Annotated in this window: 11 protein-coding genes; 6 read left to right on the top strand and 5 right to left on the bottom strand. The window is 32.0% G+C overall.

All coding sequences use genetic code 11. The features are described 5' to 3' along the window. Nucleotides 1-63: 63 nt before the first annotated feature. A complete protein-coding gene (gene gltA / locus T473_RS0100130) occupies nucleotides 64-1,458 on the bottom strand; it encodes an NADPH-dependent glutamate synthase (protein ID WP_024620065.1) in 1,395 nt (464 codons plus the stop codon). Then, nucleotides 1,458-2,351: a sulfide/dihydroorotate dehydrogenase-like FAD/NAD-binding protein gene (locus T473_RS0100125; protein ID WP_024620064.1), complete on the bottom strand. Its 894-nt coding sequence runs from the start codon at nucleotides 2,349-2,351 to the stop codon at nucleotides 1,458-1,460. The genes gltA and T473_RS0100125 overlap by 1 nt, the downstream gene beginning before the upstream one ends. A 326-nt stretch (nucleotides 2,352-2,677) precedes the next feature. On the opposite strand from T473_RS0100125, the gene T473_RS0100120 reads away from it, so the two are divergent. Then, nucleotides 2,678-3,529 (top strand): sulfurtransferase, encoded by an 852-nt coding sequence (locus T473_RS0100120; protein WP_024620063.1) that lies wholly within the window; start codon nucleotides 2,678-2,680, stop codon nucleotides 3,527-3,529. Nucleotides 3,530-3,660: 131 nt separating this feature from the next. Here T473_RS0100120 and T473_RS0100115 read toward each other — a convergent pair whose 3' ends face one another. From T473_RS0100115 to T473_RS0100105, 3 genes are all read right to left on the bottom strand, one after another. Then, nucleotides 3,661-5,271, bottom strand: a complete 1,611-nt coding sequence (locus tag T473_RS0100115) for a gamma-glutamyltransferase family protein (RefSeq protein WP_024620062.1) — start codon at nucleotides 5,269-5,271, stop codon at nucleotides 3,661-3,663. A 195-nt stretch (nucleotides 5,272-5,466) separates the two neighbouring features. Next, nucleotides 5,467-7,365, bottom strand: a complete 1,899-nt coding sequence (locus T473_RS15830; RefSeq protein ID WP_242825819.1) for an ABC transporter permease — start codon at nucleotides 7,363-7,365, stop codon at nucleotides 5,467-5,469. Then, nucleotides 7,352-8,119, bottom strand: a complete 768-nt coding sequence (locus tag T473_RS0100105; protein WP_024620061.1) for an ABC transporter ATP-binding protein — start codon at nucleotides 8,117-8,119, stop codon at nucleotides 7,352-7,354. Before T473_RS0100105 ends, T473_RS15830 begins: the two co-directional genes overlap by 14 nt. Before the next feature lie 123 nt (nucleotides 8,120-8,242). Between T473_RS0100105 and T473_RS0100100 the strand changes: the two genes are divergently transcribed. From T473_RS0100100 to T473_RS0100080, 5 genes are read left to right on the top strand one after another with little or no spacing between them, the layout of a single operon-like run. Next, nucleotides 8,243-8,917, top strand: a complete 675-nt coding sequence (locus tag T473_RS0100100; protein ID WP_024620060.1) for a response regulator transcription factor — start codon at nucleotides 8,243-8,245, stop codon at nucleotides 8,915-8,917. Between the two features lie 17 nt (nucleotides 8,918-8,934). Further along, entirely contained in the window at nucleotides 8,935-9,939 is a 1,005-nt protein-coding gene (locus T473_RS0100095; protein WP_024620059.1) for an ATP-binding protein, read from the top strand. A 38-nt stretch (nucleotides 9,940-9,977) separates the two neighbouring features. Further along, entirely contained in the window at nucleotides 9,978-11,141 is a 1,164-nt protein-coding gene (locus T473_RS0100090) for an efflux RND transporter periplasmic adaptor subunit (RefSeq protein ID WP_024620058.1), read from the top strand. A gap of 3 nt (nucleotides 11,142-11,144) precedes the next feature. Then, a complete protein-coding gene (locus T473_RS0100085) occupies nucleotides 11,145-11,825 on the top strand; it encodes an ABC transporter ATP-binding protein (protein WP_029791388.1) in 681 nt (226 codons plus the stop codon). Between the two features lie 2 nt (nucleotides 11,826-11,827). Then, nucleotides 11,828-13,060, top strand: coding sequence for an ABC transporter permease (locus tag T473_RS0100080; protein WP_024620057.1), 1,233 nt, complete (start codon nucleotides 11,828-11,830; stop codon nucleotides 13,058-13,060). Nucleotides 13,061-13,108 lie beyond the last annotated feature (48 nt).

Raw genomic sequence — 13,108 nt, 5'->3', positions numbered from 1 at the left:
TCTTACTAAGGGCTGTGCTAGGGTAAAAATTTTATTTATTATTTATACTTTTTTATATTTTAATTAATTTTTATTTAAGACATTTTCTCTTAAATATTCATCTATAGATGCAGCAGCTTTTCTACCAGCTCCCATTGCTGATATAACTGTAGCAGCTCCTGTTACTATATCCCCGCCTGCGTAAACTCCATCTATTGTTGTATGACCAGACTCGTCTGCAATAATACACTTTCTCTTATTTACTTCAAGTCCTTTAGTAGTTGATGATATAAGTGGATTTGGGCTAGTACCAAGAGACATTATTACTGTATCTGCCTCTATTTCAAATTCAGACCCTTTTATCTCCATAGGTCTTCTTCTTCCTGAATCATCTGGCTCTCCTAACTCCATCTTAACTAATACCATTCCTCTAACATTTCCAGTTTCATCTACTAGAATTTCTTTAGGGTTAGTAAGAGTATGGAAAACTACTCCCTCGTCTTTTGCATGATGAACTTCTTCAATTCTCGCTGGGAGCTCTTTTTCACTTCTTCTATAAACTATATAAGATTCAGATCCAAGTCTAAGTGCTGTTCTTGCTGCATCCATTGCAACATTTCCTCCACCTACTGTCACTACTCTTTTACCCGATCTTATCGGTGTATCATAATCTGCTTTGTAAGCCTTCATTAAGTTTACTCTTGTTAAGTATTCATTTGCTGAAAATACTCCGTTAGCATTTTCACCTGGAATACCCATAAACGAAGGTAATCCTGCTCCTGATCCTATAAATATAGCATTGTATCCTTCATCTTGTAACTGCTCAATGGTAATAGTCCTACCAACGATTACATTTGTCTCCAATTCAACGCCAAGTTTTTTAATGTTTTCTATTTCAGGTTGTACAACTCCGCTCTTAGGAAGTCTAAACTCAGGTATCCCGTAAGTTAAAACTCCTCCTGGTTCGTGCATTGCTTCAAATATCTTTACAGTATATCCTTTTTTAGCTAAGTCGCCTGCACATGCAAGCCCAGCTGGTCCACTTCCAATAACTGCAACTTTAGCATCCTTTTTAGGCTCTGTTTCAGAAAGGTTTACATTGTTTTCTCTAGACCAATCTGCAACAAATCTTTCTAGTTTACCTATTGATACTGGTTCATTTTTTATTCCAACTATACAAACACCTTCGCATTGTGTTTCCTGTGGGCAAACTCTACCACAGACTGCAGGTAATGAACTATTTTTTGCAATGACTTTAGCAGCACCCTCTATATCTTTTTCTTTAACCTTTTGTATAAATTCTGGTATATCAACGCTAACTGGACAGCCTTCAACACATCTAGGTTTTTTACATCCAAGACATCTTTGTGCTTCTTCAACCGCTTCTTCTATATTATATCCTAAACAAACCTCATCAAAGTTTGTAGCTCTAACCTTAGGATCCTGCTCTCTAACTGGTACTCTAACTTTTGCACTCATTACTTGTCACCCCCACACTCACAATTAGCATGGTGGCTGTTACCACCATCTTCGGCCTCTAAAGCTGCTTTTCCTTCTTGAGTCTTGTACATTCCTTGTCTTCTCATCGCTTCATCAAAGTCAACTAAATGTCCATCAAACTCTGGTCCGTCTACACATGCAAATTTAATTTCGTCACCAATTCTAACTCTACATGCTCCACACATACCAGTACCGTCTACCATTATTGTATTTAAACTAACTGTTGTAGGTATATTTAACTCTTTAGTCAATAAACATACAAACTTCATCATGATCATAGGCCCAATCGCTATTATATGATCGTATTTTTTACCTTGATTTTCGACTAAATCTCTAATTAAATCAGGAATTCTACCATTAAATCCATATGTTCCATCATCAGTTGCAACATAAACATTTTTGGCAACTGTTTTCATTTGATCTTCTAAAATTACTAAATCTTTAGTTCTAGAGCCTATTATAACATCTACATCTAGTCCATTTTCTTTAAACCACTTAACTTGTGGATATACTGGAGCAGAACCAACACCACCTGCCACAAACAGAATATTTTGTTTCTTTAACTCATCTATATCTTCATGAATATACTCACTTGGCTGCCCTAATGGACCTACAAAGTCCATAACATATTCATTTTCTTCATATTGTGCTAATTTTTTAGTTGATGATCCAACGCTTTGGAAAACTATAGTTACTGTTCCTTTTTCACTATCGTAATCAGCTATAGTAAGAGGCACTCTTTCACCTTTCTCATCAGTCTTGATTATGATAAATTGACCTGGCTTAGCAGATTTCGCAACTCTAGGAGCTTCAATATCCATTAAGTAAATGTTATCTGTTAGTTCTCTTTTGCTAACTATCTTGTAACTCATCTCTCAACTCTCCATTCTAAAAAATATATTTTTTAACTCACATCATAATAAATAACTTAAACAAAAAATATAAATTCAGACATAAAGCTGCAAAGACTAATTTAAATTAACTAATGTGTCTGTACTAAAATGATAAAATAAGTTAATTCTAGTTTTATGTCATGATCTTGTTTAATTAGAAATTTAACTATATACTCAATTATGATTATACTATATTTTTTTGTTTTTGTAATATAAAAATACATATTTACTTGAGACAATTTTTATACTAACATAATGAATAAGAAGGGTTTTAAAAATTCTACTATCAAATGGAGGCGGTAATTTTGAAGAACATAATATCAGCAAAAAGGCTAATTGACATTTTAGATAAAGAAGACAATTTAGTTATTATAGACTGTAGATTTGATTTAATAAATAGAACTTACGGAATAGACTCTTATAAAAAAGGCCATATCCCAGGTAGTTTTATACTAGACCTTGATAAAGATTTGTCTAAATCAGCCGAAAAGCACGGTGGCAAAAATCCAATTCAGGATCCGTATGTTTTGAAAGGAAAGCTAGAAAAATTAGGTATCGATAACGACACTACTGTAATTGCTTATGATGATGGAGATTTAAATGGTGCCTCAAGACTGTTCTTTCAGTTAAAACATATGGGATTAAAAAATATATATGTACTAGATGGCGGACTTACATCGTATATTAAAAACGGTGGCAAAATTGAAACAAAGATTAATGAACCACAAGTGAATGGAAAAACTCTAGAAGTGAATGTAGATGACAATTTGGTAGTACCTATGGAATATGTGAAATCTAAACTTTACTGTGATGAAACAGTGATTGTAGATTGCCGTTCAAACGAAAGATACCAAGGTATCACAGAACCAGCATACGAAAAAGCCGGGCATATTCCTAGTGCTAAAAATTATTTCTGCAAGGATCTTTTAAATGATAACTTTGACGATGGATCGCTTAAAGATATTGAATTCTTAAAAAAACATTTTGAGGAGTTAAATAAATACAACGAGATAATACTATCATGCGGTTCTGGAATTTCTGCATGTGTAGACAGTCTTGCACTTAGGGAATTAGATATACCACATAAAATATATATTGGGAGCTTCAGCGACTGGATAAGTTACGAGGGCAACTCAATAATGGTAGGCGAAGAGTAAATGCATGCCACAAATCTTATCGATTGTTGAATTTTGCTCCAGACCAAATTTATCGGTACGAAATTGATTGTCGCGAAATTCAACAAATCGATATTTTTGTTAGGTCAAGCCCTGCGATAGAATTCGAAATTCTAATAAACCGCCACACATCCGTCACAACGTGATTCTGTTCCACAAGCATAGCTACCATGCTCGTTTTTTATTATTATCTGTCCTCTTCCCATGTCTAAGTTGTTATAAATCACTTTCACATCATGACCTTTTTTTGCTAAGTCATAAACTGTATGTTTCGGCATTTCGTGCTCCACTTCTATTTCTTTATCCTTAATCCACTGCCATCTTGGTGCATCTAGAGCATCTTGTGGATTTAATCCAAAGTCTATCATATTGCTTAAAACTTGAATGTGACCTTGTGGTTGCATAAATTTCCCCATAACTCCAAATGCTCCTACAGCTTCTGAATCCTTACTTAGAAATCCTGGAATTATAGTGTGGTAAGGTTTTTTCAATGGTGCTACTACATTGTGATGCTCTGGGTCTAAGCTAAAGTTATTTCCTCTATTGTGTAGAGCTATTCCTGTTTCTGGGATTACTATTCCAGATCCAAAATCCATGTAGTTGCTTTGTATATAAGAGACCATATTTCCGTCTTTATCTGCACTACATAAATACACTGTTCCGCCACAGTATGGATCACCGGATTCTGGTTGAATGGCTTTATCTTTTATTAATTCTCTTCTTTTATCTGCGTAGCTTTGATTTAGTAAAGCCTCTAGTTTTACTTTCATGTGTTTTATATCTGTTATATAAGTCTTTGTGTCTGCAAATGCTAGTTTTAAACTTTCAATTGTTTTATGTAAATTATCGCTATCTTCTCTAGATCCATTTAAATCGAAACCTTTTAATATATTAAGTGCCATAAGCACTGTTAATCCATGTCCGTTTGGCGGTATCTCTGAGACTGTGTATCCCCTGTAATCTGTTGTAATCGGTTCAACCCACTCTGGATAAAATTTCTCTAAGTCCGACTTTCGTATAAATCCATCGTACTTTTTAGAAAAAGCATCTATTTTCTCAGCTATACTTCCTCTATAAAAACTCTCTGCATTAGTTTTAGCAATTTCTTCAAGAGTCCTAGCCTGATCTTCACATTTGAAAATTTCACCAGCTAAAGGTGCTCTACCATTTTTAGAGAATGTATCAAACCAAGGCGCAAATTCCTCACCTTTAAACACTTTTTTGTAAAACTTGTAGTCTTTTTCCCATATTTTTGCAACGGTTGGTGACACTACAAATCCTTCTCTTGCATAATTAATTGCTGGCTTTAAACAGTCCATCAGTGTAAGATTTCCAAATTTCTTGTTTAGCTCAGACCAAGCTGCAGGGATTCCAGGTACTGTTACAGGTTTTAAACCGTACTTTGGCATTTCATCTAAACCATTAAAACTCTCAAGTGTCATCTTTTCTGGAGCAAAGCCACTTGAGTTAAGTCCGTAGAGCTTTTTTTCTTCTTCTATCCAAACGAGCGCATATGCGTCTCCTCCTATGCCGTTGTTTACTGGTTCGACAACTGCAGAAGCCGCGGCAGTTGCTACAGCGGCATCAACTGCATTTCCTCCCATTTTCAGTATTTCTAATCCTACTTGTGATGATAATGGTACTGAAGTAGCCACAGCTCCACTTTTTCCAAAGACAACATTCCTCTTTGAATTGTATACATGATTTTCAACGTCAAACTTCATCCAACTGCCTCCCAATTAAATTATATTCTATAGTACTTATAGACTTATTATATACTAAAAAACGAGGGCTGTCTCCGTCAGTTACATACTACGGAAACAACCCTCCTTTTAAAGTTCTTTACTATTTTAATTGATAATTTATTTATTAGTTTATCTATTATTCTATAATAAGTTTTTTTGCATATTTTAAAGTTGCTATATAATACATAAAGTAACCAACATAATAACTAAAAGCGTTATTGTTATAGGTACTACTATTGAATTTGATATAAGTCTTTGTGTTATAGTCATAGCAAAGATATTGTGAATAGTTCCTACAAACAGTGGAAGTAAAAATACTAGTCTAAGCTGTTTAGATAGAATTTTTTCTATATCTTTGTTGCTTGCTCCAATTTTTTTAAGCATTATATATCTCTCTTTATCGTCGTATATATCTGATAATTGTTTTAAGAATATTATACTTCCTGTACAAAGCATAAATACTACAGCTAAAAACATTCCTATAAACAATACTAATCCAATTGAATTATACATATCATTGTAGCTTTCCACATATGATGAAAAATTAAAAGGATATTCCGAAGTATAACTACTATCCATAAGTTTTCTTAGATCTTTAGATAATTCTTTTGAGTTGGTTTTATTATTTACATCTACAAGTCTTATTTCTCTTTCTTCACCATCTTTTAAAAGTTTATTGAATACACTATCTTTAACTACAGTTAGTGAATATGTAGTATTAGTATTAATCTTTGTGTCTTGAATTTCATCAAGTATTTTGATTTTGTAAACTTTATCGCTTTTATTTTCAAAAGGAATTAATTCTAATTCATTTCCATTTGCTTTTTCATAATTTTTAGCAACCATACTATTCGATATAATTATAGCTTCATCGGCTGACCCTATTCCTGTAAAGCTCTCTTTTTGGTAGTCCATCATATCCTTAAAGTCACTCTCTCTAATTATATCTGTATCGCTCCCTGATGAGATAAGTTTTCCAGTACCCTTTCTCATAGAGTTATACTTATCGTTATAAGATAATAGTTTTATTTTTTTATCAAATATTACTTTATTTTTATCATCATATTTTTTTAATATTTTATCAACTTGTGTATTTACACTGTCATTAGATACATTCATAACAAAACTGTACTTATAATCTTCTTTTAATATACTGCTTATATTGTAGTAAAATGATGTTGTAAGCCCAAATACTGTTGCGCTAACTGCAATAAGTATAGCAATAGTAGCAAGTATCCTGCTGTTTTTTTGTATCTTATATCTAAGTTCTGAAAATGCTACTAGGTTTCTTCCCTTGTAATAATATTTTTTATTTTTGTTAATTATATTTATTATCAAACTTACCGCTGATGAAAAGAATAAAAATGTTCCAGGTATTACAGGTATTAATATTAAAAATACAGATTCTATATGATTTTCTATAAACTTGCCTGTAGCCATATAATAAGCTATCAAGATTAAAACTGTACCCAGTATACCTTTAATTGTAGTCGATTTACCACTTGACACTTTTTCTGGAGCTTTTTTAAATAGATCTATAAGTTTTTTGTTTCTTATAATTAAAAAGTTTCTAGCTCCAATAACTATAAAAATTGTCAAAAATACCAAGACAGTTTGAATCAACGCTCTAAAGCTAAACGACATTTTTACTACTACCATTTGGTTCATTAATTTCATAAGCATCATTGTTATAAGCTTTGAAAATAAAAATCCAAAGACAACTCCTATTACAGTTGCCACAAATCCCATAATTATTGTTTCTAGTAAAAATATTTGTCCTATTTTATTCTTTCTCATACCAAGCAGACTATAGGTACCTACTTCTTGTGTTCTTCTGTTTATAAAAAATGAATTTGAATAGTATATAAATAAAAAAACAAATCCTGCTATTATTATAGATCCTACATTTACAGCTGCAGAAACTTTAACTCCTGCAGAGTTTAATGCCTCATTATACTGGATAGATTTAAAACTAAAAAATATAAATACACAAAACACTATCGATGCAAAGTACATTGTGTAATTTGAAACGCTATTTTTTAAGTTCTTTATAGATATATTATAAAGTTTCATTTTTATCTACCCCCACAAGCATTGCTGATGTATCCATAATTTTGTGGTAAAATTCATTTGTACTGTCGCCTTTAACTAATTCTGTAAATATAATACCGTCTTTTATAAAAAGTATTCGGTCACAGTAACTGGCACTTACAGCATCATGAGTTACCATTAATATAGTAGTTTTGTTCTCTTTGTTTAAATTAGAAAAAGATTGAAGCAACTCTTTGGCAGACTTTGAGTCCAAAGCTCCTGTAGGCTCATCTGCAAGTACTAGCGATGGCTTTCCTACAATAGCTCTACACACTGCACCTCTTTGCTTCTGCCCTCCTGATACTTCATTTGGATATTTGTTTAAAGTACTCTCTATACTTAAAGCTTTTGCGACTTCATTTACTCTTGTTTCTATTACATCTACTTTTTCATTTTGAAGTGCTAAAGGTAACATAATATTCTCTTTTATTGTAAGTGTCTCTAGTAAATTAGAATCTTGAAAAACAAATCCTAAATGGTCCCTCCTAAAATCTGCTATTCCATTATCATTCATCGAATTTATATCAACTCCATCTATAAATACATTTCCTGAAGTTGGTACATCTATAGTTGATATTATATTTAAAAGAGTAGACTTTCCTGCTCCAGACGCACCCATTATACCTATAAACTCTCCCTCTTTCACATTAAAACTTACTCCTTTTAAAGCCTCATACTTAGCTCCTCTTTTTCCAAATCCTTTTTTTATATCCTCTACAACTAAAATATCTCTCATAAATTTTACCTCCTAAGTTAATTATAATAATATTATATCTACCTACATAAAAATAAACCATTCATCTTCATTAAAGTAATGTTACAATTATGTAAGATAGCTTAATATATTCGGAGGTAAACAATGTTTAAAATAATGATAATAGAAGACGACTCTACACTCAAAAAAAAGGTAGCTGAGTCTCTAACTAAGTGGGGTTACGAAGTGTATCCTATCAACGACCTAGAAAATGTTATAGAAGAATTTAAATTATGCGATCCTCACCTTGTATTGCTTGACATAAATCTTCCGTTTTACGATGGTTTTCATTGGTGTAATGAAATAAGAAAATTTTCAAAGACTCCAATAATATTTATATCTTCAAGAGATTCAAATATGGACGTAATTATGGGTGTTAATTTAGGTGCGGATGATTATATACAAAAGCCATTTTCAATAGATATACTAATTGCAAAAGTAAATGCTCTGCTTAGAAGAACTTACAATTTTGCAGAGTCAAACTCTAATAAAATAGTACACAATGGAGTTGTATTAGATTTATCGACTGCTTCAATAGAATTCAGTAATAACTCTATTGAACTTACAAAAAATGAGGTTAAAATTTTACATGAACTTATGAAGTCAAACGGTAAGATTGTTAGTAGAGACAAGCTTATGAAAAAGTTGTGGGACAGCGATTGGTTTGTAGATGATAATACCCTTACTGTAAATGTAAATAGAATTAGGTCTAAGCTAAAAGACATTGGGTTAGAAAATTTTATAGAAACCAAGAGAGGTCTTGGCTACATAATAATGTAGTTAGATATGGTGAATAAATGACTATAAAAAAATTTTTAAAAGATAACTACAGTTTTTTTATATATAATCTAACATTTATGCTTTTGATAACACTCACTCTAGTTTTCTCTCCAATTGAGTATGTCTTTTCAGATACTATTATGTACATCTCATTAATAGATGTAGTACTTACAACTACCTATTTGTGTCTAAAATATCTAAATAAAAAAGTATTTATAAATAAATTAAAAGATGGTATAGATAATAATAATTTTAACGAGCTTACTATATTCAAATCAAATGAAGAAGAAAAATTTTACTTAAATTTGTTGAGAGAATATCAAGATAGCTCAAATAAGATATTAAACGATAACAAAAAAGAACTTGAAGAGAATAAAGATATGATAAACTTATGGGTTCACGATGTAAAAATTCCTATTTCCATAATAAAATTAATTATCGAAGAAAATGAAGATGAAGAACTTGAAAAAGTACTTGAAGGTATAAACACTGAAGTCTTCAGAATTGAAAATGCGCTCGAAAGAGTCTTATATTTCTCTAGACTTGACAGCTTTCATAAAGATTTCTTTATACAAGATGTAAATTTAGAGCGAATTGTAAAAGATGTTGTAAAAAAATATTCAACATATTTTATAAATAAAAAAGTTTCTTTAAAACTTGAAAACCTTGACTATACGGTGCTTTCAGATAAGAAATGGCTGACATTTATCTTGGAACAAATTGTAGGAAATTCACTAAAGTATATTTCTTCAAACAATGATATATCTATTACTTGCAAAAAAACAAAAAATTATTTACAATTAAAGGTGGAAGATCATGGCTGTGGTATAAAAAAAGAGGATCTAAGTAGAATCTTTGATAAAGGTTTCACTGGAAACAATGGTAGGTACAATGCTAAGTCTACTGGTCTTGGATTATATTTGGTTAAAGAACTTTCTGATAAATTAAAACACGATATTAAAGTTGAATCTGAATACGGAAAATATACTCTATTTACTATCGAATTTAACGTCAACATGTAATATCTTAAAGTGTGGCTGTAAATATTAAGGAGGAAAAAATGTCGTTTTTAAAAAGGTTTAAAAATAGAAGATTACAAATTTACATAGGAATTGCAATTATTATATGTATTTGTCTAGGGATACTATCTTTTATTGATAAGAAAAAAAATGTTGAAGATGTGCAAAATAACTTAACTGAAACATACACTATCCCTGAAAGTGAAAAAATCTTTATAAATGGTTCTGTGGTGCCAAAACAATCAAAAGATTTCGATGTTCCTGCAGGTTCAGAGCTAAGCAGCGTAAGTGTTCAAGATGGGCAAGAGGTTAGCAAAGGAGCGCTACTTTTTACAAGCAAAAATGAAGCTATAGTCTCTCAAATAGACAGCTTAAAAACACAGGTAGAACAGTTTAAAAAACAAAAAAAAGCTCTACCTAATACTCCTGAAAATAGCATCACTATAAAAACTTTAGAAAGTGATATAAGTAGATTGAATAAAGAAATATCTACTCTTAACAACAAGGCGTATACAAAAACTACTGCTCCGTTTGATGGTAAGGTATATGTAAATGACTCAGAGTCTAAAGCACAAAACTTAGAACAACCTGTGTCATCTTCGCTTATATCTTTAGAAAGTACTGAATTGTACATGAAGGGACAAGCTAGCGAACAAGATTTCCCTAAGTTAGCTATCGATCAAACAGTTGAAATTCTTGTATTCTCAACTGATGAAACATTAGCTGGTCGTATAAGTGCTATATCTGATAGACCTTCTAATTCTGTTGCAAATATGAATGGACAGCAGGGGTCTACAATGTCTTATTATGATATAAGCGTACAATTTGACAGTCAAGAAAATTTAGTAAACGGATTCCATATACAAGCATCAGTAAAAGTTGAAAACTCTAGCTTTAAAATACCAGCTTCAGCTATCCAAGAGGATAAAAAAGGAAATACTTATGTCTTTAAAGATATGGACGGAGTAATAAAAAAACAATTAGTCGATGTATCAACTCATACTGAAAATTCGGCAGTAGTAAGAAGTGGGCTTGAAGAAAATGATGTAATAATTAAATTCCCTACAGAAGATATGAAAGAAGGCGATCCTGTTCCAGGATCAACGGGAACTCCTGGAAATACTAATAAGGATGGCGGTATAGACAACCCATTTGAAAACCAACCAGACCCTGAACCTGAAGAAGATTTTCCAACTGTAGGTTAGTATATGCTGATTTCATTAGAGAATATACAGAAGTATTACAAAGTAGGGAAAGAAGAATTTCATGTGTTAAAATCATTAAATCTGCAGATTAATTCAGGTGAATTTGTAGTAATAATGGGAAAATCGGGTAGTGGAAAAACTACCCTTCTAAATATTTTAGGGTTTTTAGATAGATTTAACGAAGGACAATATTTTTTTGATGGTAAAGACGTAACAAATTTAAGTGAAAATCAACGTTCAGATTTTAGAAATAGCAATGTTGGATTTATATTCCAACAGTTTAACTTAATAGAAACACTAAATATCTATCAAAATGTTGAATTACCACTTACATACAACTCTTCGCTCAAGAAAGATGAACGAGAATCGTTAGTAGAAGATAAACTTAGAGCTGTTGGGCTTTTAGATAAAATCAAAATGAAACCCCAGCAATTATCAGGTGGACAACAACAACGTATCGCCATAGCGCGTTCTCTAGTAAATGATCCTCAAATTATATTTGCAGATGAACCTACTGGTGCTCTAGATAGTGAAACAAGTTCTGATATTATGGAATTACTAAAAGATCTGAATAGAAAAGGTAAAACTATAATAATGGTTACACACGATCAAGATATGGTTAGATATGCTACAAAAGTTATACGACTTAAAGATGGTGTATTCGTTTCGGAATCGGAGGTGTAGTCATGAATTTAATAAAAAACTCACTGGCAAACTTAAAAGGCCATAAACTACGTGTAGCTGTAGCCCTTTTATTTATCGTAATAGGTGTTACATCTGTAATTGTAGTAAGCTCTGTTGGTAATGGTTTTGAAAAACAAATAACCGAATCTGTAAGTCTTGCAAATTCAAAACAAACTGTAATTTACTTTGAACCTAATGATCAAAGTATGGATGATTTAACTGCTTTTTTAAAGCCTATTACTGCTCAAGATTTAGAAGAGCTCTCTTTTGTTGAAGGTGTTGAAAAACTTTCTCCTAGTAAAGGAGTATTCGATACTGGGGAATACTACAATGAAGCAACTTTTGATAAAAAATCTACTTCTATTGAAGTCAGCCCTATGAAAAAAGATACCAAAATAGATTTAGTTGCTGGTAGAGAAATTACTCTAGATGATGAAAAAAGAAAAGTCGTTCTTATAACTCTTCAAAATGCAAATGACTTATTTGGAGACCCAGAGAAGGCAATCGGTTCTGGAATTACTATAAGTGGTTCAATCTTTGAAGTTATCGGAGTCGTAGATGATAGCTCTGATCCAAATGAGCAAAACAATCAAATTGCTATGGGACCAATGGGAGGACAATATCCAACTGCTATTACTCCTAAAAAAGCTTTTAACGATTTGATGAATGATCAGAACAGCTATAATACTGATATTCAAATGATAGATCTAAAAGTTTCAGATGGTTATGATGTATTTGAAGTAGCGAATACTATTATCGGAAAATTGTATGAGTTACATCCAGATATAAATGGTTCTTACACAACTCCAGACCCTACAGAACAAATGCAGGCACTAGAAACTATAACATCTAGTACTAATAAAGTAGTTTCATTTATAACAGTTGCCGCAATGTCTGTCGGAGGTATAGGTGTAATGAATATAATGTATGTCTCTGTAATGGAAAGACAACGTGAAATTGGTATCAGAAGAGCTATAGGTGCTAAGCCTATATCTATCTTACTTCAATTTTTAACTGAGGCTATATTTATTACAGTTGTAGGAGGGATACTCGGAATATTTGTCGGGCTTGCGGCTACAAACTATGTATCACCTCGAATTGGTTTCGAGGTTATTCCAAGCTTTAACAGTGTTCTTTACGCAACACTTGCGACTATCATTACCGGTATAGTATTTGGTATGATTCCTGCATATAAAGCATCAAAACTCGACCCTATCAAGGCGATATACAAGTAGAAACTAATAAAAAGGCAGTGCTAGTATACTTTATATACTATAGTACTG

It is taken from the genome of Clostridioides mangenotii TR (assembly GCF_000498755.1).
GTDB classification, from domain to species: Bacteria; Bacillota; Clostridia; order Peptostreptococcales; family Peptostreptococcaceae; genus Metaclostridioides; species Metaclostridioides mangenotii_A.
Note: the sequence above shows the minus strand (reverse complement) of the source record. Positions and strands in the feature narration are given on the sequence as shown.